The following is a 21,563-nucleotide window of genomic DNA, read 5'->3' on the forward strand; positions in this document are numbered from 1 at the left end:
GGGGGCCGGGGGCCCGGCGGGGGGGTGACGGGGGGGGTGCCCCCCCCGCTGGGGGGGGGGGCGGGGCGCGCCCGCCCCCCCCCCGGCGAGGTCACCTGCCGGTCCGTACGTCCGGTGCCGCGGCGGCGCGCACCGGACGTACGGACCGGCACAATGGACCCGTGACCGAGTCCATACCCGTGACCCGCGCCGTCGATCACGGGACCGCCAAGCTGATGCCCGACATCGACCGCGAACGGGCCTGGCTGCTCACCGTGGACGGGGCGCCGCAGTCGTACGTCGACCTGGACGAGCCCACGCACCTGGAGTTCGAGTACGCGCGCCGGCTCGGGCACGTCCTGGACACCGTCGCGGAACCGGGCCGCCCGCTGGACGTCCTGCACCTGGGCGGCGGTGCGCTCACCCTGCCCCGCTACGTGGCCGCGACCCGCCCCGGATCCCGCCAGGAGGTCGTCGAGGCCGACCGGGCCCTGCTGGAGCTGGTCGTCAGCCACCTCCCGCTGCCGGACGACGCGGGGACGGGGCTGCACACCGCCGACGCCCGCGCCTGGCTGGAAGCAGCCCGGGCCGATTCCGCGGACGTGCTGATCGCCGACGTCTTCGGCGGCTCCCGGGTCCCGGCCCACCTCACGACCCTCGCCTACGCCCGTGAGGCCGAGCGGGTGCTGCGCGCCGACGGCATCTACCTCGCGAACCTCGCCGACGCGGCGCCCTTCGCCTTCCTGCGCTCCCAACTCGCCACGTTCGCCACGCTGTTCGAGGAGCTGGTGGTGATCGCGGAGCCCGGCGTGCTGCGCGGCCGGCGTTTCGGCAACGCGGTGCTGATCGCCGCGCACCGCCCCGTCGACACGGCCGCCCTGGCCCGGCTCACCGCCGCCGACGTCTTCCCCGCCCGCGTCGAACACGGCGCCGCCCTGCGGGAGTTCATCGGCACGGCCGCCGCCGTCGGGGACGAGGACGCCGTACCCTCACCCGAGCCTCCGGGCGGGACGTTCAGCGTCGGCTGACCCGTTCGTCCCGCCCGCCTACCGCGCCCGTGCCCGGTCAGCCGGTCGGGTCCCCGTGCAGCCGGACCGTGCTGAGGATCTTCAGGATGGTGGCGTTGGAGAGCTCGTCCTTGACGCCCTTGGCGGCGTAGAGGGTCCAGGAGGTGAAGTCGCCCTGCGAGTTCTTGAAGGCGAAGCTGGTCGCCTTGCCGTCGCTGTCGCACTTGTGCGTCTTCGGCACGCCCACGGTGAACGAGATGGCGACGCTGCCCTTCAGGCCGGACTTGGTGGTGTAGGGCTTGGCCTTGCCGATCCGCAGGTACTTCTTGGCGGCGTCGCTCTGGTCGGTGTAGCCGCCGAAGGCGAACGCGGCGGCGTCCCCGCGGGCGATGCTGGCGGTGTCCTTGCCGCCGTTCTCACCCTTGGTGCCACTGGACGCCAGGGAACTGGTCTCCTTGTTGCCGTCCTTGTCGTCGTCGGACGTGCACCAGTTCTCCTTCAGGAAGGCGGGCGCGGAGAACACGATGTAGGGAGAGCCGTCGCCCTTCTTCTTGTCCTCGAAGCCGCTGACCACACCGGGGGAGTCGACCTTCCAGTCGGGCGGGACGTCGAAGGCCGTGCCGTGCTTGGGGTTGAGGACGACCTTCCAGCCGGGGATCACCGGCTTCTCGGTCTGAGTGCCGCGCGGGTTGTCGCCCGTCGTGGTGTCGGACGGGCTCGCGCCGCCCGATGCCGAGGCCGACGCGGACCGGCTCGCCTTGCCGTCGGTCTTGCCGCCGTCCGCCTTGTCGTCCTTGTCGCGGCCGAGGACCAGGAACCCGGTCACACCGGCCGCCACCACCACGGCCGTCGCGGCGATGATCGCGACGAGCTTGGTCCGGTTGGCGCCGCCGCCACCGCCGCCCGTGCCGGTCGGCGGCTGCGGCCCGCCCACGGGGGCGGGGGCGCCCCACTGCGGCTGCTGCTGCGGCGGCTGGGGGTAGGGGTTGGGCTGTTGGTACCCGGGCTGCTGATAGGGATTCGGCTGCTGGTAACCCGGCTGCTGGTACGGGTTGTTCTGCGGGTTCTGCTCGCCCCCGGGCGGCTGCTGTCCTGGCCACATGAGCAGCAACCCTATGGTGCCGGGGACACGATTCGGTCACCGGGCCTTGTCAGGGACGTACCAGATCGGCGGACGCGCACCGGGATCACTCTGGTCAGGTCTGCTACTCGTAAGTAACATGATGCCATGAGCGCAGATCAGATGTCGATCGGCGAGTTGCTCGCCGCCACGGTGCCGATGGTTCGGACCCTGAACCTCGAGTACCTGGAGACCACTCCGGAGCGGGCCGTGCTGTCCCTGCCGGACCAGGGCGAGTACCGCAACCACGTCGGCGGACCGCACGCCGGGGCGATGTTCACGCTCGGCGAGTCGGCCAGCGGGGCGGTCGTCCTCGCCGCCTTCGGCGACCAGCTCTCGCGGGCGGTGCCGCTGCCGGTCAACGCTCAGATCGCGTTCAAGAAGATCGCCCTCGGTCCGGTCAAGGCCACCGCGACCCTCGGCCGCCCCGCCGCCGAGGTCGTCGCCGAACTCGACGAGGGCCGGCGCCCCGAGTTCCCGGTGGCCGTGCGGATCCAGCGTGAGGACGGCGCCGTCACCAGCGAGATGACGGTCGTCTGGACCCTCCGGCCGAACGGCTGAGCGGGGCTGCACCGCCGCCGGCGTCCGCTCCGGTCCCTCATCCGGCGGGGTGAGGGCCGGAGTTGGCGGTTTCGTGTGTCATCGGGCCCCGGCCGTCCACAGGTCGGGGTGCCTGGGGAATTTTCGAATGCGGGTGCGGATACTCGCGGTAACTCCCCTGGCATTTCCGGGCATTGCCACTTCGGCCTTTCGAACTCCTTGTTTCCCGTGAGTAGCGTGTGCGAAAGTGAGCCTCCCCTGCGGGAAAGGCGATGACCGGCCTCCCTTTCCCGGTCAGGTGCGCACCCCTCCGGCACCCGCGTCCCCTGGACGCGTTCCGTGTGCCGTCCTGCGGCCTGAAAGGAAAAGGTCCAGTGCAAGCCCCCCACCCCCCACGCCCTCCCTATCCGCCCCACCCCGGTGTGACCGCGGCCGAGTCCGACCGCCGTCTCGTCGCCCGGCTGCGGGACCCCGACGGTGGCCACCACGCCGTCGCGCTGCTGCTCGCCCGGCACTGGCGGGCGACCTACGACTACGCCGCCATCTGCCTTGCGGCGCCGGGTGATTCGGCGGCCATGGTGGCCACCGCCGCCTTCCGGCAGGTGCTGCGCCGGCTGACCGGAGGCGCGGTCGGCGGCGCCCTGCGCCCGCAACTCCTCGTCGCCGCCCGGGAAACCGTCCGGGAATGGGCCGCCGACGAGGCGGCGCGCGCCGTACTGCCGGAACTGAGCAGACCTTCAGGAGGTCGCGGTCTTCGTGCGGTGAAGTCCATGACGTCCGAAAAGCGGCTGCTGGCGGAAAGGGCTTTCCAGGCCCTTCCCGGCGCTTTCCAGTGCCTGTTGTGGCACACCGAGGTCGAGGCCGAACCCATAACCATACCGTCGGGTCTGCTGGCGATGGACGCCGACTGCGCGGCGGGCACGCTGGAACAGGCACGGGAGCAATTCCGGGCGGGCTGCGTGCGCGCACACCGGGAACTCGCGCCGAGCGGTGAATGCCGCTACTACAACCGGCTTCTCGACGTTCCCCTGCGCCGTGGCGGGACGCTGCTGCCCGATGTCCGGCAGCACCTCCGCGCCTGCCGGCACTGCCGGCACGCGGCCGAACAACTCGGTCACTTCGACGGCGGCCTGCACGTCCTGATCGCCGAGGCCGTGCTCGGCTGGGGCGCCCGCCGCTATCTGGACTCCCGGCCGGCCCGCGCCGCGGCCGCCGCGGCCGGCCCGGCCGCGGCGGCCCCGGGGGCCCACCGCGCGTCCGGGCCGGCCGGCCTCGCGCGCGCCGGACGTCGAGGCATCGCCGGTGTGGCGGGCGCCGGCGGCGGCCCGTTCTCCGGACGCACGCCCCCATGGCGCGGGCACGGACATGGACACGGGAACCGGCACCGCACGGCCCTGGCCGTGGCCGTCGGACTCGCCTCGCTCGTCCTGCTCGCCACCGTCCTGGCGGCCAAGGGCTGGACGGCCGACCGGGCCGTCCCCGTCCCCCGGGTCACCTGGGGAGCGCCCGGCGATCCCGCCCGCACGGTCACGGTCGCCCCCGGCACCCCGTCCGCGTCCGCTTCGGAGAACTCCGGGCGAACCATGGCACACCACCCTTGCGGGCCGGACCGGTAGGCTTCCCGGGGGCGCTCTTCGCGGCGCGCCCGGGAACACGCGGACGCGAAACGGGGAGGAACCGGCGGTGCACGTCCAGGAGTGGCTCGACTCGGTGCCCGCAGGTGCCGTCTACGCCGTGGTGGCCCTGGTCATCGGGCTGGAGAGCCTGGGCATCCCCCTGCCCGGCGAGATCGTCCTGGTCTCGGCGGCCCTGATGTCCTCGCAGCACACCGGTGTCAACCCCGTCGTGCTGGGCGCTTGTGCCACCGCCGGCGCGGTCGTCGGCGACTCCATCGGCTACGCCATCGGCCGCAAGGGCGGCAGACCGCTGCTCGCCTGGCTGGGGAGGAGGTTCCCCAAGCACTTCAGCGACGGACATGTCGCCACGGCCGAACGCTCCTTCGAGAAGTGGGGCATGTGGGCCGTGTTCTTCGGCCGTTTCGTCGCCCTGCTGCGCATCTTCGCCGGCCCGCTCGCGGGCGTGCTGCGGATGCCGTACTGGAAGTTCCTCACCGCCAACGTGCTCGGCGGCATCTGCTGGGCGGGCGGCACGACGGCCGTCATCTACTACGTCGGTGTCGTCGCCGAGTCCTGGCTGAAGAAGTTCTCCTGGCTCGGCCTGGTGGTGGCCGTGCTCATCGGGCTGGGGTCGATGCTGGTGCTCAGGCGCAAGGCGCAGAAGGCGCGGGGTGCCGCGCAGGAGGCCGAGGCCGAGACCGTGGGCGCCGCCGAATAGGCCTCGAGCAGGCCGGTTGTGCACCACCGCGCAGAGCTGTCCGTCCGCTACCGGTGCACGTCCCGGTGGGCCTTCGCCAGTTCCGCGTACATCGTGCCGTTGAGCGTGAGGCCCTGGCGCTCCTCCTCCGTCAGCTCCCGCCGCACCTTCGCCGGCACCCCTGCCACCAGCGAACCCGGCGGCACCACCATGCCCTGCGGCACCAGGGCCTGAGCGGCGACGAGTGATCCCGCTCCGACGACCGCGCCGTTCAGCACGGTCGCCCCCATGCCGATCAGGCAGTCGTCCTCCACCGTCGCCCCGTGGACGACCGCGTTGTGGCCGACGGACACCCGCTCGCCGATGGTCACCGGGAAACCGGGGTCCGCGTGCAGGGTGCAGTTGTCCTGGATGTTGCTCCGCGCGCCGACGAAGATCCGCTCGACGTCGCCCCGGACCACCGCGCCGTACCAGATGCTCGCCCCGGCCTCCACCGTCACGTCTCCGATCAGCGAGGACGTGGGCGCGACGAACGCCTCCCCGTCGATCTTCGGCTCCTTGCCACCGATGCCCGTGATCAGCGCCCTGTGCGTCATCGCCCTCTCCTTGTCGTCGACACCCCGCACCGTACGTCATCCGGTGGGGTGAAGATCACAGGCGTCCGGTCTCATGGGGGCGGCACGGCCTGAGTACGGTGAGCGGGTGCCCAAGCGCAAGAACACGTTCTCATCATGGCGGCGCCGCCTCGCGCAGCGCGCCGTCCACGCGGGCTGGGCCTGGGTGCAGCGCACGGGCTCCGTCACGGCGGAACACCCCGGGCGCTTCCGCTTCGGCGCGATGGGAACAGGTACCAGGCTGGCCTTCCCGCTCGGCACGGTCTTCGGTGAACCGTGGATCCATCTCGGTGCGCACTGCATCGTCGGCGAGCAGGTCACGCTGACGGCCGGTCTGATGCCCGACCTCGACCTCGGGCCGGACCCGATCCTGCGCATCGGCGACGGAGTCGTCCTCGGCCGCGGCAGCCATGTCATCGCCGACACGACGGTCACCATCGGCAGCGACTGCTACTTCGGGCCGTACGTCTACGTCACCTCCACCAACCACTCCTACGACGACCCGCACCAGCCCATCGGCAAGCAGTGGCCGCGGATGGAGCCGGTGGAGATCGGGCCCGGGTGCTGGATCGGCACCGGGGCGGTGGTCCTGCCCGGGGCGCGGATCGGGCGGAACGTGGTGGTCGCGGCCGGTGCGGTGGTGCGCGGCGAGGTGCCCGACCACGCCGTGGTCGCGGGGGCGCCCGCCCGGGTCGTACGCCGGTGGACGCCCGCCGGCGGCTGGCAGCCCCCGCTGCGGACACCGGCACCGGTGCCGATACCGGACGGTGTCACCCCGGAGCAGCTGGTGGCGCTGGCGGACCTGGACCCGGAGAGCGTGGCCGGGCTCGCGCAACTGGGCGGTGCGGAGGACTCCGGTTCCTCGGCGGCGCGCTCCTAGGGGACTCCCAGGGGCTCCTAGAGGGCGTCTCACCCCGTCGCCAGCAGCAGCGTCCCCACCAGCGCCAGACCCGCTCCCGCCGCCTGGACGGCCCGCAGCCTTTCACTGAGGAAGCCGCGGGCGGCCAGCGCGGTCACCACCGGGTACAGGGAGGCGAGCACGGCGGCCACGGTGACCGGGCCGTGCTGGGCGGCGACCGAGTACGTGCCGTTGGCGGCCACGTCCGCGAGTCCGACGAAGGCGAGGGCCGGCAGGGCACCCCAGGGGAATCCGGCCTCCGGCAGCACGGCCCCGCCCCGGCGGGCGGAGAGGTACAGCGCGGCCCCGCCCGCGGCCACGTTGGTCACCCGCTGCACGAACAGCGCGAGGAAGAGCCCGGTGACCGTGGTCGACGCCTCGGCGATCAGCGCGAACACCGTGCCGAAGCCGAGGGCGGCGACGAGCGTCAGCCAGATCGTCCGCCGCTGCACGGCCGCGCCCCCCATCTGCGGCCCGCCCGCGAGGATCACACCGGTGACGGCGACCGCGATGCCCGCGGCCTGGAGCAGTCCCGGCCGCTCGCCGAGCACCAGGCCGACCCCGATGGGGACGGCCACGCTCAGGGTGGCGAGCGGCGAGACCACGCCCATCGGGCCGAGCGCCAGCGCCTTGTAGAAGGAGAGCATCGCCACCGGCCCGACCAGGCCCGCGGCGAAGGCGAACCACAGCCGCGGCCCGGCCTCGCTCCAGCCGCCGGTGGCGACCACGATCGCGCCCAGCACCGCCGCCGCGATCGTCTGGGAGACCACGACCACCGTCAGCGCCGGGTTGCGCCGCGTGAGCAGTCCGCCGCCGAAGTCGGCCAGGCCCCACAGGAGGCTGGTGGCCAGGGCGAAGAATGCTGTCACGGGACGCCTCGCAGTACAGTTCGGTGAACGATCGGGTGCACCCCACCGTAGTTCAGTGAAGTGAACTCTGTCATCAAGAATATTGGACGGAATGTGTCGGACCTCGAACTACTGACCCAGTCCCTGGCGCGCAACGTCAAGCGCTGGCGCACCGAGCGCGGCTTCACGCTGGACACGCTCGCCGCCCGAGCGGGAGTCAGCCGCGGCATGCTCATCCAGATCGAGCAGGCCCGCACCAATCCCAGCCTCGGCACCGTCGTCAAGATCGGTGACGCGCTCGGCGTCAGCATCACCACCCTGCTCGACTACGAGCAGGGTCCGAAGGTCCGCGTCGTCCCCGCCGAGCAGGCCGTCCGGCTCTGGCACACCGACGCCGGCAGCTACAACCGGCTGCTGGCGGGCGTCGAGGCGCCGGGCCCGCTGGAGATGTGGGAGTGGCGCCTGATGCCGGGGGAGCGCAGCGCCTCCGACCCGCACCCGGGCGGAACGGTCGAACTGGTCCACGTCACGGCGGGGGAACTGACGCTCACCGTGGACGGGGTGGAGTACCGCGTGCCCGAGGGCGCGAGCGCGTCCTTCGAGGCCAACACGCCGCACACATATGCCAACGAGGGTGCCGTGCCCATGGAGATGGTGATGGCGGTGTCGGTGCCGCCCGTGCGCTGAGACGCTCCGGCGGCGCGCGCCGGGCGGCTGTTACCGTGCGGTCATGCGCGCACCCATCGGAGACTTCGACCGGGCCGTCCCCGCGCCCGACTGCCTCGGCGAACTCGTCCGCCCCGTCGCCGACGCCCTGCGCCACTGGCGCGGCAGCGTCCCCGCCGACCAGATCGTCTACGTCGAGACCGACCCGCGGTGGGCCGACACCGCGGTCTTCGTCGAGCACTACGGCCAGGACCTGCTGGAGCGGTCCGCGAACTGCGTGGTGGTGGCGGGCAAGCGCGGCGGTGAGAGCCGGCTGGCCGCGTGTGTGGCCCTGTCGACGACGCGCGTCGACGTCAACGGCGTCGTACGCCGCCAACTCGACGCCCGCAAGGCCTCGTTCGCGCCGATGGACGTGGCCACGGGGGAGACCGGCATGGAGTACGGCGGCATCACCCCGATCGGGCTGCCCGAGAGCTGGCCGGTACTGGTCGACTCCGCCGTCGTCGACCTCCCGTACGTCCTGGTCGGCAGCGGCCGCCGCCGCGGCAAGCTCCTCGTCCCGGGCAAGGCCTTCGCGGAACTCCCGGGCGCGGTGGTGCTGGACGGTCTGGGCACCTGACGTCTGAACAGGGGGCCCGAGCCACGCCTGCTCAGGGCGACGCGTGGTGGGCGAGGGTGAGGTGGGGGTCGGATTCGCCCGGGGAGGGGGCGGGGTCGGCGTGGACCAGGGCCGCGGTGAGCCCCGGGACGGTGTGCAGCAGGGCGTGTTCGGCGTCGACGGCGACCGCGTGGGCCTGGCGCAGGGTCGCCTCGCCGTCCACCACCACCGCGACCTCCGCCCGCAGCCGGTGACCGATCCAGCGCAGCCGCAGCTCGCCCACGGCGTGCACCCCGGGCACCTGGCGCAGGGCCCCCTCGGCCCGGTCCACGAGGGCCGGGTCGACGGCGTCCATCATCCGCCGGAACACTTCGCGCGCCGCGTCGCGCAGCACCAGCGCGATCGCCGCCGTGATCGCCAGCCCCACGATCGGGTCGGCCGACTGCCACCCCAGGGCCGCGCCGCCCGCGCCCAGCAGCACGGCGAGCGAGGTGAAGCCGTCCGTACGGGCGTGCAGTCCGTCGGCGACGAGTGCGGCCGAACCGATCGCCCGGCCCACCCGGATCCGGTACCGGGCCACCCACTCGTTGCCCGCGAACCCGACCAGGGCCGCCACGGCCACCGCCGGGAGATGCTGCACGGGACGCGGATCGACGAGCCGTTCGACCGCCGCCCACGCCGCGAACACCGCAGACGCCGCGATCGTCAGCACGATCACCAGACCGGCCAGGTCCTCGGCGCGCCCGTAACCGTAGGTGAAGCGGCGGGTCGCGGCCCTGCGGCCCAGCACGAAGGCGATGCCCAGCGGCACGGCGGTCAGGGCGTCCGCCGCGTTGTGCACCGTGTCGCCGAGCAGGGCGACCGAGCCGGACCCCACCACCACCAGCGCCTGGACGAGCGCGGTCGCCCCCAGTACGGCCAGCGAGACCCACAGGGCCCGCATGCCGCGCGCCGAGGACTCCAGCGCGGAGTCGAGCTTGTCCGCGGTCTCGTGGGAGTGGGGCGTCAGGACGTGCCGCACGCGGTGCCGGAGGGACGCCGGCGCGTGGGAGTGGGGGTGCGGGTGCGCATGATCACGGCTGTGGTCGTGGCCGTGGCTGTGACCGTGGTCGTGGGGGTGGTGCCGGTCGCTCACGTCGTTCCCCTTCCGGTGCGCGGGAGGTGGACGCCGGGCGCCCACGACGCCATTATGTGCGTATGAGCGCACGCATGCACCTATCACCTGCGCACCATGTGCACCCGCGCACCCCGGGCGAGGAGCAGATCGCGCTCGCCGCCGAACTGCTCGCCCTGCTCGGCGACCGCACCCGGCTCACCCTGCTGCACGCACTGACCTCGGGCGAGGCCGACGTCACCACGCTCACCGAGGCGTGCGGCGCCGCCCGCCCCGCCGTCAGCCAGCACCTGGCCCGGCTGCGGCTGGCCGGGCTCGTGGCCACCCGCAAGGAGGGCCGCCGGGTGATCTACTCCCTGCACGACGGCCATCTGCGCCGTCTGGTCGCCGAGGCGCTGAACGTGGCCGACCACCGGCTCGGCGACCGGCCGCTCCACGACTGACCCGCGTGCCTCGCGGCCCGCGTGCCTCGCGACCGGTGACGGTGACCGGCGCTCGGCCCCGGGGTCCGTCCTCAGAAGTGGCCGGCCGTGCCGAGGTACTGCTCGGCGAAGGCGGCCGCCGCGGCCGGCGAGGTGAACAGCCGGCGCAGCCGGGCGAGTGTGGTGCCCGCCTGGAACGGATCGCCCGACGCGGTGCCGTGGTAGACGTCGGAGAGCCACTGGGAGAATTCCTGGTAGTCCCACACGCGCCGCAGGCACGCCGCCGAGTAGCCGGCCAGGCCGCCCTCGTCGCCCCGGGTGATGTACGCGGCGAGCGCGTCACCGAGCAGGAAGGCGTCGTGCAGGGCGAGGTTCATGCCTTTCGCCGCGATGGGCGCCGTCAGATGCGCCGCGTCACCGGCCAGGAACAGCCGGCCGGAGGCCATCGGTTCCACGACGTAGTCGTGCATGTCGAGCACCCGCTGCTCCAGCAGCCGGCCCTCCATGAGCGGCGGGGCGTCCGCCGCGGCGAGCCGCTGCCGCAGCTCGGCCCAGACGCGCTCGTGCGGCCAGTTCTGCGGGTCGTCGCCGGGCGGGCACTGAAGGTAGTAGCGGGTCACGTCCGCGCTGCGGGGCATGTGCCCGGCGAAGCCGCGCGGGTGGACGCCGAAGAGCACGCGGTCGGAGGACGGCGGGGCCTCGGCGAGCAGCGCCAGCCAGCCGATGCCGTAGTCGTGCCGGGCGATCCGGGCCCGCTCCGGGACGAGCGCGGACCGGCTCACCCCGCGGGCTCCGTCGCATCCGGCGACGAAGTCGCAGTGGATCACCCGTCGTAGTCCCGTCTCGGGGCAGAGGTACGACACCGACGGCCGGTCCGTGTCGGTGTCGTGCAGCGTCACGTCCCGCACGCCGAAGCGGATGCCGCCGCCCCGGACGTCGGCGTACTCGCGCACCAGGTCCGTCACGAGCAGCGGTTGCGGGTACACGAAGTGGTGATGGCCCGTCAGGTCCGTGTACGGGAAGCGGTGGCCGGCGCCGTCGAAGCGGAACTCGCAGGTGGTGTGCCGTCCGGCCCGTTCCAGCAGGTTCGCGGCCAGGCCATGGCGTTCCAGAGCGCGTACGGCCCACTCCTCCAGGACCCCGGCACGGGGCCGCTGTTCGATGAACCGACGGGACTCGGTCTCCAGGACAAGGCAGTCGACGGAGGCGGCCCGCAGGATGTTGCCGACGGTGAGCCCCGCCGGTCCGGCGCCGACGATGACGACCGGAAAGCGTTCGCGGGAAGGGGAGTCGGTGTGGGGGGAGGACTGAGTCACCCGGGCATTATGACGGTGTCCCGTCAGGCGCGCCCCGGTGGTGGGGGTGCGGCCGACGGGACACCGTACGGGAGCGGGACCGGCGTGTGACCGTGGTCAGTGCGCGGGTGCGTCGGTGACCACGACCTCCTCGATGCTGCGCTCGATCTCCTCGGACCGGGACGCGGTGGCCTTCGCCCAGTAGTAGACGCCCAGCGAGAACGCCGCGACGACGGCCATGTCCCACCACAGCCCGATGTGGCCCTGGCCGCCGAAGCCGCCCTGCCACGAGATCAGGCCCATGCCGAGCAGATAGCCGGGCAGCCACTGGGCGGCCTTGAAGTCCAGCCGGGGCGCGTCGGGGAGCTGCTTGTTGGTGGCGTACCAGGCGTAGCCGCCGAGCAGCACGTAGCCGAGGACGATCGCGATGCCGAGCCGCCAGAGCGTGTCCCAGCCGGCCCAGTAGATGATGAGGTTGGCGACCACGAAGGACAGCGGCGAGATCACCTTGCCCGCGGGCAGGCGGTAGGGCCGCTCGTGGTGCGGCAGCCGGTCGGCGAACACGCCGTAGGCCAGCGGGGCGCCCGCGTACATCAGCACGCTCGCCGAGGTGATGAAGCCGACCAGCTCCTGCCAGCTGGGGAAGGGCAGGAAGCAGACCACGCCGGTCACGAAGGAGATGGCGAGACCGAACCACGGCACACCGCGCGTGTCGATCCGCTCGAAGAGCTTGGGGGCGTAGCCGTTCTTCGCCAGCCCGTAGGAGACCCGGGAGGTGGCGGTGACGTAGATCAGGCCCGTGCCGCCGGGGGAGATGACGGCGTCGATGTAGAGCACCACGCTCAGCCAGCCGAGGCCCACCAGGGTGGCGATGCCCGCCCAGGGGCCGCTGATGCCGGGGAAGTCCAGCTTGGCCCAGCCGTGCGCGAAGGAGCCGAGCGGCAGCGCGCCGATGAACACGATCTGGAGCAGGAGGTAGATGGTCGCGCCGATGGCGACCGAGCCGAGGGTGGCGCGCGGCAGGTCACGCTTGGGGTTGCGGCTCTCGCCGGCCAGCTGGATCGCCTGCTCGAAGCCCAGCAGGGCGAAGATGATGCCGCTGGAGCTGATGGCGCCCAGCACGCCCTTGGCGCCGAACGGGGCGAAGCCCTGGACGGTGAAGTTGTGCGGGTGGAAGTTGCCCACCGCGATGATGAAGATCGTGGCAAGCGGTACGGCGATCTTCCACCAGGTGGCCGCGCTGTTGGTGTGGGCCAGCACGCGCACACCCAGGAAGTTGACCACGACGAACACGGCCATCAGTACGACGGCGACGATGAACCCGCTGGTCGTCAGGGTGCCGTCGGTGTGCTGGAGGCCCTGGGCGAAGTGCCAGTGACCGGCGTAGCCGATCATCGCCTCGACCTCGATGGGGGCCACGGTGGCCGCCTGGAGCCAGGAGAACCAGCCGAAGGACATGCCGGCCAGGCCGCCGAAGGCGTAGTGCGGGTAGCGGGCCGTGCCGCCCGCCACCGGGAACATGCCGCCGAGCTCCGCGTGCACGAGCGCCAGCAGCACGATCGCCACGGTGCCGATCAGCCAGGAGATGATCGCGGCCGGGCCGGCCATCACCACGGCCTTCTCGGCGCCGTAGAGCCAGCCGGAGCCGATGATGGAACCGACCGAGGCCCACATCAGACCGATCAGACCGACGTCACGCCGGAGACCGGTCTGGTCCCGGGTGACGTCGGCGGTTACATGGTCGAGTTTCGCCATGTCAAGGGGCCTTTCACTATCTGAACACCGAATTAACGCCCGACGGCGGCTCAGAGTAGGAATGCCGACCCCCTCCGCAGAAGATCGTCGCCCTAAATTTGACTCTTCCAAGGGTGCTTCTTTGGTGCACCCTTTACCCAGGTCAACGGCCATCGCAGAATGTTTCTATTCAATATCGAGATGTCGGAAGAGCTTGTCACAGGCTAGTTCAGGCGCGGAATTTCGATCGCCGGGCAGCGATCCATGACCATCTCCAGGCCCGCGGCCTGGGTCCGCTCGTAGGCGGCCTCGTCGACGACGCCGAGCTGGAACCACACCGCCTTGGCGCCCTTGGCGACCGCCTCGTCGGCGACCGGACCGGCCAGGTCGCTGTTGACGAAGACGTCCACCACGTCCACGTCGAAGGGGATGTCCGCGAGGGAGGCGTAGCCCTGCTCGCCGTGCACGGTCTCCGCCTTGGGGTGCACCGGGACGACCTTCTTGCCGAACCGCTGCAGCACCTGTGCCACGCGGTACGCGGCACGGTCGCGGTTGTTCGACAGGCCCACGACGGCCCAGGTGTCACCGAGTTCGGTCAGGATCTTCCGGACCGTCGCCGCATCGCCGTACACCACAGGTCTCCTCGCGTCTCGGGGAAGGTTGCCGACTGCGCCAACAGCGGCCTCGGCCCGCCGATTCCCCAGGCGGGGCGCCACGATGTCCGGAACGTGTGCCGGACGCCTGCGCGCGGCCGGTCGGGGGCCTACGCTCGGGCCGTGCTGCGCATCATCGACGCCCTGACCGGCGAGCCCATGGAGGCCGCCCCCGCTCGCCGTGGCCTGACCCGCATCGAGGTGCACGCGTCAGGCTTCGACGCCTCGGGGCTGCGGGTGCTCCTCGTCGCCGACCTGCTCGTCCGCGCCCTGGAGCTGGGCGGTACGCCGGTGTGGGCCCTGCTGACCGGCGAGCGCCAGCAGGCGGAACTGCGGGCGGCCGCCGCGGCCCTCGGCATCCGGCCCTTCGAGGACAGCCGCGGTCTGGGTGCCGCGCTGGGCGAGGCACAGGTCGTGCACGTGGCCGGTGAGGCCGACAAGACCGCACCCGAGGGCGTCCGGCTCGCCGTCGCACCCGTCGACGCGGCCGTTCCCCTCATCCCGGCGGCCGACGCCGACCCCGCCATCTGGCGCCTCGCCCTGCTCGCCCGCCGCCGCACCCTGCTCCTGCGACTCGACGCCGACACGCTCGACGAGGCCGGCCGGACCCTCGCCCACTGGCGCCGCGCGGTCGCCGACTGGGCGCGGCAGCCCTCGCGGCCCGTCCCCGACGACGTGCGCGGACGGCTGCGCGGAAGCTGGGAGGACGACCTGGACGTCACCGCGACGCTCCGGGTGCTGGAGTGGGTCGAGACCCGGCCGGACCTGGCGGACGGCGCCCGCTTCGAGACGTACGCCTACGCGGACCGCCTGCTCGGCCTGGACCTCACCCGCGACGTCGGACGCGCGCCATGAGCACGCGCGCGGGAGTCGGCCCGCTGCGCCGCCTGGTGGTCCTGCGGCACGCGAAGTCCGCCCGGCCCGAGGGCGTCACCGACCACGACCGCCCGCTCGCGCCCCGTGGCCGCCGGGACGCCCCCGCCGCGGGCCGCGCGCTCGCCGCGTCCGACTGCCTGCCGGACCTCGCGCTGTGCTCCACGGCCCTGCGGGCCCGCCGGACCTGGGAACTGGCCTCCGCCGAATGGGGCACCCCGCCGCCGGTGCGTCTCGACCCGCGGCTGTACGCCGCCGACGTCCCCACCCTGCTGGAGGCCGTGCGCGAGACGCCGCCGCAGGTGGAGACACTGCTGCTGATCGGGCACAACCCGGGCCTGGAGGAACTGGTGCTCCATCTCGCCGGGGAGGGCCTGGACGACACGTTGGAGCGGCTCCGGGTGAAGTTCCCCACCTCCGCGATCGCCGTGCTCGCCTGGCACGGCACCGGCTGGAACGCACTCGCCCCCGGCATCGCCCTGCTGACCGGGCTGACCGTGCCGCGGGGCACGAAGGGCAGGTCCTAGGGGGGTCTCCCAGGCGCCGGCTCCCGGAGCGACCAGGACGGGGGCTGGGCGCCGGAGGAGTCCCCGAGGCCCTGTCGTCACATTCCCGCCTGCCCCGCGACGCCGTGCACGCTCCGCCACTGCCTTGACGGCGTGGGAGGTGCCCCACTCGCCGCACCGGGCCCGGACCCGAGTACATCCAGTACGAGGGTCAGGGCCCGGCACTCCCCCGGCCTTCGGCCGGGGGAGCCCCCAGAGCACGCACCTGACGCCGCGAGGCCGCCCCGCGGGCGGACGACGGGAATGTGACGACAGGACCTAGGCTGGCCGGATGCAGGACGAGTACCGCACAGTCGCCCGCCCGGGCGTGCACGAGACCGAGGTCAACCGCTCCCGCTTCCTGTGCGCGCTCGCCCCGGCGGCCACCGAGCAGGAGGCCCAGGACTTCGTCGCGGCCGTCCGCAAGGAGCACGCGGACGCCACGCACAACTGCTGGGCCTACGTCATCGGAGCCGACGCCGGCATCCAGAAGGCCAGCGACGACGGGGAACCGGGCGGCACCGCCGGGGTGCCCATGCTCCAGATGCTGCTGCGCCGCGACATGCGTTACGTCGTCGCCGTCGTCACCCGCTACTACGGCGGCGTCAAGCTCGGCGCGGGCGGCCTCATCCGCGCCTACGGCGGAGCGGTCGGCGAGGCGCTGGACGCCCTCGGCACCCTGACGCGCCGGCGCTTCCGCCTCGCCACGGTGACCGTCGACCACCAGCGCGCCGGCAAGGTGCAGAACGACCTCAGGGCGACCGGGCGGGAGGTGCGGGACGTGCGCTACGGCGAGGCGGTCACGATCGAGATCGGCCTGCCGGACGCCGACGTGGACGCCTTCCGGGCATGGCTCGCGGATGTGACGGCGGGCACCGCCGGGCTCGAACTCGGCGGAGAGGCCTACGGCGATGCATGACGAAACGGGTATTTCGCCAGCAACAGGGCCGTACTTCACCGCCCATGACGGCTGATACGGGAGTAACCACCCGTGATGTCGGACCCGGCCGTTACTCTCGGGGATCATGAGGCTGCTGCACACGTCCGACTGGCACCTGGGCCGGTCCTTCCACCGGGTGAGCATGCTCGAGGCCCAGGCCGCGTTCATCGGCCACCTCGTCGCGACCGTGCGTGAGCACGACGTCGACGCGGTGGTCGTGTCGGGAGACGTGTACGACCGCGCGGTGCCCCCGCTGGCCGCCGTCGAGCTGTTCGACGACGCCCTGCACCGGCTCGCGGACCTCGGCGTGCCCACCGTGATGATCTCCGGCAACCACGACTCCGCCCGCCGGCTCGGAGTCGGCGCGGGGCTCATCGACCGCGCCGGCATCCATCTGCGTACCGAGCCCGCGGCGTGCGCCACACCGGTGGTGATGGCCGACGCCCACGGCGACGTCGCCTTCTATGGCCTGCCGTATCTGGAACCGGCCCTCGTCAAGGACCACTTCGGGGTCGATAAGGCGGAGCACGAGGCCGTGCTCGCCGCCGCCATGGACCGGGTGCGCGCCGACCTCGCCACGCGCGCGCCCGACACCCGCTCCGTCGTCCTCGCGCACGCCTTCGTGACCGGCGGCGAGGCCAGCGACAGCGAGCGGGACATCACCGTCGGCGGGGTGGCCGCCGTCCCCGCGGGTGTCTTCGACGGCGTCGACTACGCCGCCCTGGGGCATCTGCACGGCTGCCAGACCATCACCGAGCGCGTGCGCTACTCCGGGTCCCCGCTGCCGTACTCCTTCTCGGAGGCCGACCACCACAAGAGCATGTGGCTCGTCGACCTCGACGCCGACGGCAGGGTCGGCGCCGAGCGGGTCGGCTGCCCGGTCCCGCGCCCGCTGGCCCGGATCCGGGGCACGCTGGAGGAACTGCTCGCCGATCCCGGCCTCGCCCGCCACCAGGACGCCTGGGTCGAGGCCACGCTCACCGACCCGGTCCGCCCGGCCGACCCGATGGCCTGCCTCACCGAGCGCTTCCCGCACACCCTCAGCCTCGTCTTCGACCCCGAGCGTGCCCCCGACGACCCGGACGTGTCCTACGCACGCCGGCTCGCGGACCGCAGCGACCAGCAGATCGCCGAGGACTTCGTCGCCCATGTGCGCGGTGCGGGACCCGACGCGGACGAACGGGCCGTCCTGCGCGAAGCCTTCGACGCCGTACGCGCCGACGAGGCGGAACGAGAGGTGGCGCGGTGAGGCTGCACCGGCTCGACATCACCGCCTTCGGGCCGTTCGGGGGTTCCCAGAGCATCGACTTCGACGCCCTGTCGGCCGCCGGACTGTTCCTGCTGCACGGACCGACCGGGGCCGGCAAGACGTCCGTTCTGGACGCCGTGTGCTACGCCCTGTACGGCTCGGTGCCCGGCGCACGTCAGGGCAGCGGGCAGGGGATCACCCTGCGCAGCGACCACGCCGCCACGGGCACCCGTACCGAGGTCACCCTCGGTCTCACCGTCGCCGGACGCCGCCTGGAGATCACCCGGCAGCCGCCCCGGGCACGCCCGAAGCGGCGTGGCACCGGCACCACCGTCGACAAGGCGCAGACCTGGCTGCGCGAGTACGACGCGACCACGGGCGCCTGGAAGGACCTCAGCCGCTCCCACCAGGAGACAGGTGAGGAGATCACCCAGCTGCTCGGCATGAGCCGCGAACAGTTCTGCCAGGTCGTGCTGTTGCCGCAGGGCGACTTCGCCCGCTTCCTGCGCGCCGACGCCGAGGCCCGCGGCAAACTGCTCGGCCGCCTCTTCGACACCCACCGCTTCGCCGAGGTGGAAAAGCGCCTCGCCGAGCGCCGGCGCGCCACCGAGGCCCAGGTGCGCGAGGGCGATGCCGCGCTGCTGGCCGACGCCCACCGCATGCAGCAGGCGGCCGGCGACACCATGGAGCTGCCGGAGCTGGCCCCCGGCGAGCCGGGACTGGCCGAGGCCGTGCTGACCGCCGCCGCCGTCGCCCGCAGTACCGCGCGCGAGCAGCTGACCGTCGCCCACTGCCGGCTCACGGCCGCCGAGGCCGCCCACGCCGCCGCCGAGCGCGCCCTGCACGACGTACGCGAACTGGCCCGGCTGCAACACCGGTTCACCGAGGCGCGGGATCGTGCCGCACGCCTGGAGGAGCGGGCCGGGGAGCACCGCCGGACGCAGGAGCGGATGGAGCGGGGGCGCAAGGCGCAGACCGTGGCACCGGCGCTGGAGCTGCGAGAGGCCGCCGACGCCGCACACCGGCGGGCTGCCGCCGCCGGGACACACGCGCGTGCGCTGCTGCCCGAGACCTTCGCCGACGCCGGCGCGGCCGGACTGGCCGCCGCAGCGCGCCGGGCCGCCGAGGAACTGGGCGGACTGGAGTCGGCCCGCCGTGCCGAGCGGCGCCTGGCCGACCTCGTCGCCGAGCGCGCGGACGTGGACCGCCAGGAGCGCGCCGACGAGGACGTGCTCCAGGAGGCCGAGGCCTGGCTCGCCGGATGGGAGAACACCCGCGCCGGACTCCAGGCCCGTGCCGAGGCCGCCCAGGAGGCGGCCGGCCAGGCGGACCAGCTGGCCGTCCGGCGCGAGGGGGCCCAGGCCCGGCTCGGCGCGGCCAGGCTGCGCGACCAGCTCCTCCGGGACACCGACGAGGCACAGCGGCGAGTCCTCGACTCCGCCGAACGCGCCGTGCGCGCCAAGGACCACTGGCTGGACCTGAAAGAGCAGCGCCTGAACGGGATCGCCGCCGAGCTCGCCGCGAACCTCACCGACGGCGAGCCCTGCGCCGTCTGCGGTGCCACCGAACACCCCGCACCCGCGCGCCGGGTCACCGGGCACGTCGACCGCGAGGCGGAGGAGCGCGCCCTGGCCGCCCTCCAGGACGCCGAGGAGCGGCGCGCCGACCACGAGCGCCGGCTCGCCGCCCTGCGTGAGCGACTGGCCGCCGCCACCGCCGAGGCGGGCGACGCGCCCGCGGCGCAACTCGCCGAGGAGGCGGAGGCGCTGGAGCGGGAGCTCACGCGCGCACGCCAGGAGGCCTCCGGGCTGCACGCCGCCCGGGAGGAGCTGCGCCGGGCGGAGCAGGAGCACGAGCGCCGGCTCGCCGACCGCCGGCAGGCCGAGGTCAGGTCGGTCGCCCGGCTGACCCGCAAGGAGAACCTGGACCGCGAACAGACCACCCTGGAGGCCGAGCTGGCCGAAGCCAGGGGTGCCGCCGCGAGCGTCGCCGCACGGGTCGCGCAACTGGAACGCCAGGTGGCGCTCCTCACCGACGCCGCGGAGGCCGCGCGGGCCGCCGAGGAGAGCGCCGAACGCCTCAAGGACGCCGACGGGCGGCTCGCCGAGGCAGCGTTCCGGGCCGGTTTCGACACCCCGCGGGCCGCGGTCGCCGCGCTCCTCGACGACGCCGCCCACCGCGAACTCCAGCACCGCCTGGACGCATGGCACACCGAGGAGGCCGCCGTCCGCGCCGTCCTCGCCGAGGCCGACACCGTGGCCGCCGCCGGGCACGAGCCCGCCGACCCCACGGCGGCGGAGACCGCCGCGGCCACCGCGGGCCTGCGGCTGCGCGAGGCCGCATCCGCGCGGGACGCCGCCGCCCGCCGCAGCGCCGAACTCGACCGGCTGTCCGCGCGCGCGGCCACCGGCGTACGCCGCCTGGCACCCCTGCGCCGGGAGTACGACCGCGTGGCCCGGCTCGCCGCGCTCACCGCGGGGACCTCCGCCGACAACGAGCGCAAGATGCGCCTGGAGTCCTACGTCCTCGCCGCCCGGCTGGAACAGGTGGCCGCCGCCGCGACCGCACGGCTGCAGCGCATGTCGTCCGGCCGCTACACCCTGGTCCACTCCGACGACCGGGCCGGACGCGGCCGCAGCGGCCTCGGGCTGCACGTCGTCGACGCGTGGACGGGGCGTGAGCGGGACACGGCGACCCTGTCGGGCGGGGAGACGTTCTTCGCCTCGCTCGCCCTCGCCCTCGGACTCGCCGACGTCGTCACCGACGAGGCCGGCGGCGTCCGGCTGGACACCCTCTTCATCGACGAGGGCTTCGGCAGCCTGGACGACCAGACCCTGGACGAGGTCCTGGACGTCCTGGACTCCCTGCGCGAACGCGACCGCAGCGTCGGCATCGTCAGCCATGTCGCCGACCTGCGCCGCCGGATCCACGCCCAGCTGGAGGTCGTCAAGGGCCGGTCGGGCTCGACGGTGCGGCAGCGCGGAGTGGCCTGACCCTGCCCCGCCGCCCCTCTGCCGGCCCCTCGGACCTCAGCGGCCCAGAGGGCGGCGGGGCAGGGGCGAGGAGTACACGATGCTCGTGGTCACCGAGCCCAGCGCGCCGATCCTGCCGGACACCTCCTCCAGGTGGCGCATGGAGCGCGCGGCGACCTTGATGACGAAGCAGTCGTCGCCCGTCACATGGTGCGCCTCCAGGATCTCGGGGGTGGCGGCGACCAGGTCGTGGAAGGGCTTGTAGTTGCCGTTGGGGTAGCGCAGCCGGACGAAGGCCAGGATCGGCATCCCCAGCCGCTCCGGGTCGACCACGGCCGCGTATCCCTGGATGACGCCCGCCTCCTCCAGGCGGCGCACCCGTTCGGTGACCGCGCTCGGGGACATCGACACCGCCCGCGCCAGCTCGGCGAAGCCGGCCCGCCCGTCCCGCTGGAGGACGTCGAGTATGCGCCAGTCGGTGGCGTCCGGGGAAAACGCGGTCATGGGCGATGGATACCAGGGCGATCCCCGGCCGATCAAGAGGTGCGCCGTGGATCGCCCCTTCATGGAGGTGATCTTCGACCGTAGATTTCCGGGTGCCGAGACCGCCCACGGAAGGACCCCACGATGACCGCCGCGCCCGTCACCGCCGACAGCACCTTCGCCGCCCACCCGGTGCTGCGGGTCCCGCCCGCCCCTCCGGGGGAGGCCGCCGCCTACTTCCGTGCGAGCCTCGCATTCCACGCCGACGTGTCCGACGTCGCCGCCGCGCTCGCGGCCGGCGGCGACCCCGGCTTCGTCCTGCTCGACTCCCGCTCCACCGAGGCCTGGGACCAGGGGCACATTCCCCGCGCGGTGCATCTGCCGACCGCTCTGATCCCCGAGCAGGCGGAGGCGCTGCTCGACAGGTCCGTCCCGGTGGTCGCCTACTGCTGGGGCCCGGGCTGCAACGGTGGTACCCGCGCCGCCCTGGCCCTCGCCGAACTCGGCTACCGGGTCAAGGAGATGCTCGGCGGCTTCGAGTACTGGGTGCGCGAGGGCTTCGCCTACGAGACATGGCAGGGCGGCGACCGCCGGGCCGCCGACCCGCTGACCGCGCCGGCGGAGGGAGACGACTGCGGCTGCTGACGCACCGCGGACCGGGGCGGGCGGCCGAAGTCGTGTCGGCCGCTCCCGGTCGGGG

At 73.4% G+C, this 21,563-nt stretch carries 22 protein-coding genes; 14 read left to right on the forward strand and 8 right to left on the reverse strand.

Features of this window, described 5'->3' with window-relative positions; genetic code table 11:
• Positions 1 to 161: 161 nt before the first annotated feature.
• Positions 162 to 1,007, forward strand: coding sequence for a spermidine synthase (locus R2S09_RS20435; RefSeq protein WP_306185631.1), 846 nt, complete (start codon positions 162 to 164; stop codon positions 1,005 to 1,007).
• 37 nt (positions 1,008 to 1,044) lie between these two features.
• On the opposite strand, the gene R2S09_RS20440 is transcribed toward R2S09_RS20435, so the two are convergent.
• The gene (locus tag R2S09_RS20440) at positions 1,045 to 2,088 is read right to left on the reverse strand and encodes a hypothetical protein (protein WP_306185629.1); all 1,044 of its coding nucleotides are present in this window, start codon (positions 2,086 to 2,088) and stop codon (positions 1,045 to 1,047) included.
• Positions 2,089 to 2,229: 141 nt separating this feature from the next.
• Here R2S09_RS20440 and R2S09_RS20445 point away from each other — a divergent pair, with 141 nt between their 5' ends.
• The 3 genes from R2S09_RS20445 to R2S09_RS20455 all read left to right on the forward strand — a co-directional run bounded on the left by R2S09_RS20445 (position 2,230) and on the right by R2S09_RS20455 (position 4,980).
• Complete coding sequence (locus R2S09_RS20445; protein WP_306185719.1) at positions 2,230 to 2,667, forward strand: DUF4442 domain-containing protein; 438 nt, start codon at positions 2,230 to 2,232, stop codon at positions 2,665 to 2,667.
• 353 nt (positions 2,668 to 3,020) lie between these two features.
• Complete coding sequence (locus R2S09_RS20450) at positions 3,021 to 4,262, forward strand: hypothetical protein (protein WP_399144260.1); 1,242 nt, start codon at positions 3,021 to 3,023, stop codon at positions 4,260 to 4,262.
• 67 nt (positions 4,263 to 4,329) lie between these two features.
• On the forward strand, positions 4,330 to 4,980 hold the full coding sequence (locus R2S09_RS20455) for a DedA family protein (RefSeq protein ID WP_306185627.1): 651 nt from the start codon (positions 4,330 to 4,332) through the stop codon (positions 4,978 to 4,980).
• A 47-nt stretch (positions 4,981 to 5,027) separates the two neighbouring features.
• Here R2S09_RS20455 and R2S09_RS20460 read toward each other — a convergent pair whose 3' ends face one another.
• Positions 5,028 to 5,555, reverse strand: a complete 528-nt coding sequence (locus tag R2S09_RS20460) for a gamma carbonic anhydrase family protein (RefSeq protein ID WP_316742499.1) — start codon at positions 5,553 to 5,555, stop codon at positions 5,028 to 5,030.
• A gap of 106 nt (positions 5,556 to 5,661) precedes the next feature.
• On the opposite strand from R2S09_RS20460, the gene R2S09_RS20465 reads away from it, so the two are divergent.
• Positions 5,662 to 6,453: an acyltransferase gene (locus R2S09_RS20465; RefSeq protein ID WP_316742500.1), complete on the forward strand. Its 792-nt coding sequence runs from the start codon at positions 5,662 to 5,664 to the stop codon at positions 6,451 to 6,453.
• 29 nt (positions 6,454 to 6,482) lie between these two features.
• Here the strand turns inward: R2S09_RS20465 and R2S09_RS20470 are convergent, their stop codons facing one another.
• On the reverse strand, positions 6,483 to 7,340 hold the full coding sequence (locus tag R2S09_RS20470; RefSeq protein WP_316742501.1) for a DMT family transporter: 858 nt from the start codon (positions 7,338 to 7,340) through the stop codon (positions 6,483 to 6,485).
• Positions 7,341 to 7,433: 93 nt separating this feature from the next.
• Between R2S09_RS20470 and R2S09_RS20475 the strand changes: the two genes are divergently transcribed.
• Together R2S09_RS20475 and R2S09_RS20480 are read left to right on the forward strand one after the other, a co-directional pair.
• Positions 7,434 to 8,006, forward strand: a complete 573-nt coding sequence (locus tag R2S09_RS20475; protein WP_316742502.1) for an XRE family transcriptional regulator — start codon at positions 7,434 to 7,436, stop codon at positions 8,004 to 8,006.
• A gap of 43 nt (positions 8,007 to 8,049) precedes the next feature.
• A complete protein-coding gene (locus tag R2S09_RS20480; protein ID WP_306185617.1) occupies positions 8,050 to 8,604 on the forward strand; it encodes a YbaK/EbsC family protein in 555 nt (184 codons plus the stop codon).
• Between the two features lie 31 nt (positions 8,605 to 8,635).
• Here the strand turns inward: R2S09_RS20480 and R2S09_RS20485 are convergent, their stop codons facing one another.
• On the reverse strand, positions 8,636 to 9,718 hold the full coding sequence (locus R2S09_RS20485; protein ID WP_316742503.1) for a cation diffusion facilitator family transporter: 1,083 nt from the start codon (positions 9,716 to 9,718) through the stop codon (positions 8,636 to 8,638).
• A gap of 62 nt (positions 9,719 to 9,780) precedes the next feature.
• Here R2S09_RS20485 and R2S09_RS20490 point away from each other — a divergent pair, with 62 nt between their 5' ends.
• Entirely contained in the window at positions 9,781 to 10,140 is a 360-nt protein-coding gene (locus R2S09_RS20490; RefSeq protein ID WP_306185613.1) for a metalloregulator ArsR/SmtB family transcription factor, read from the forward strand.
• Positions 10,141 to 10,211: 71 nt separating this feature from the next.
• On the opposite strand, the gene R2S09_RS20495 is transcribed toward R2S09_RS20490, so the two are convergent.
• The 3 genes from R2S09_RS20495 to R2S09_RS20505 all read right to left on the reverse strand — a co-directional run bounded on the left by R2S09_RS20495 (position 10,212) and on the right by R2S09_RS20505 (position 13,780).
• Positions 10,212 to 11,435: a 4-hydroxybenzoate 3-monooxygenase gene (locus tag R2S09_RS20495; RefSeq protein ID WP_306185611.1), complete on the reverse strand. Its 1,224-nt coding sequence runs from the start codon at positions 11,433 to 11,435 to the stop codon at positions 10,212 to 10,214.
• A 96-nt stretch (positions 11,436 to 11,531) separates the two neighbouring features.
• Complete coding sequence (locus tag R2S09_RS20500; protein ID WP_306185609.1) at positions 11,532 to 13,169, reverse strand: APC family permease; 1,638 nt, start codon at positions 13,167 to 13,169, stop codon at positions 11,532 to 11,534.
• 203 nt (positions 13,170 to 13,372) lie between these two features.
• Complete coding sequence (locus R2S09_RS20505; protein ID WP_306185607.1) at positions 13,373 to 13,780, reverse strand: CoA-binding protein; 408 nt, start codon at positions 13,778 to 13,780, stop codon at positions 13,373 to 13,375.
• A gap of 144 nt (positions 13,781 to 13,924) precedes the next feature.
• Here R2S09_RS20505 and R2S09_RS20510 point away from each other — a divergent pair, with 144 nt between their 5' ends.
• The 5 genes from R2S09_RS20510 (at position 13,925) to R2S09_RS20530 (ending at position 20,401) form a co-directional block, all read left to right on the forward strand.
• Positions 13,925 to 14,656 (forward strand): hypothetical protein, encoded by a 732-nt coding sequence (locus R2S09_RS20510; RefSeq protein WP_316742505.1) that lies wholly within the window; start codon positions 13,925 to 13,927, stop codon positions 14,654 to 14,656.
• Positions 14,653 to 15,201 (forward strand): histidine phosphatase family protein, encoded by a 549-nt coding sequence (locus R2S09_RS20515; protein ID WP_306185604.1) that lies wholly within the window; start codon positions 14,653 to 14,655, stop codon positions 15,199 to 15,201. Before R2S09_RS20510 ends, R2S09_RS20515 begins: the two co-directional genes overlap by 4 nt.
• Before the next feature lie 310 nt (positions 15,202 to 15,511).
• The gene (locus R2S09_RS20520; RefSeq protein ID WP_306185602.1) at positions 15,512 to 16,138 is read left to right on the forward strand and encodes a YigZ family protein; all 627 of its coding nucleotides are present in this window, start codon (positions 15,512 to 15,514) and stop codon (positions 16,136 to 16,138) included.
• A 106-nt stretch (positions 16,139 to 16,244) separates the two neighbouring features.
• The gene (locus R2S09_RS20525) at positions 16,245 to 17,408 is read left to right on the forward strand and encodes an exonuclease SbcCD subunit D (RefSeq protein ID WP_306185600.1); all 1,164 of its coding nucleotides are present in this window, start codon (positions 16,245 to 16,247) and stop codon (positions 17,406 to 17,408) included.
• Positions 17,405 to 20,401: an SMC family ATPase gene (locus tag R2S09_RS20530; RefSeq protein ID WP_316742506.1), complete on the forward strand. Its 2,997-nt coding sequence runs from the start codon at positions 17,405 to 17,407 to the stop codon at positions 20,399 to 20,401. Before R2S09_RS20525 ends, R2S09_RS20530 begins: the two co-directional genes overlap by 4 nt.
• A gap of 36 nt (positions 20,402 to 20,437) precedes the next feature.
• Here R2S09_RS20530 and R2S09_RS20535 read toward each other — a convergent pair whose 3' ends face one another.
• Positions 20,438 to 20,884: an Lrp/AsnC family transcriptional regulator gene (locus tag R2S09_RS20535; RefSeq protein ID WP_306185597.1), complete on the reverse strand. Its 447-nt coding sequence runs from the start codon at positions 20,882 to 20,884 to the stop codon at positions 20,438 to 20,440.
• A gap of 123 nt (positions 20,885 to 21,007) precedes the next feature.
• On the opposite strand from R2S09_RS20535, the gene R2S09_RS20540 reads away from it, so the two are divergent.
• A complete protein-coding gene (locus tag R2S09_RS20540) occupies positions 21,008 to 21,508 on the forward strand; it encodes a rhodanese-like domain-containing protein (protein WP_316742507.1) in 501 nt (166 codons plus the stop codon).
• The last annotated feature ends 55 nt before the right edge of the window (positions 21,509 to 21,563 follow it).

The organism is Streptomyces sp. MK7 (genome assembly GCF_032658145.1).
Lineage (GTDB): Bacteria > Actinomycetota > Actinomycetes > Streptomycetales > Streptomycetaceae > Streptomyces > Streptomyces spiralis.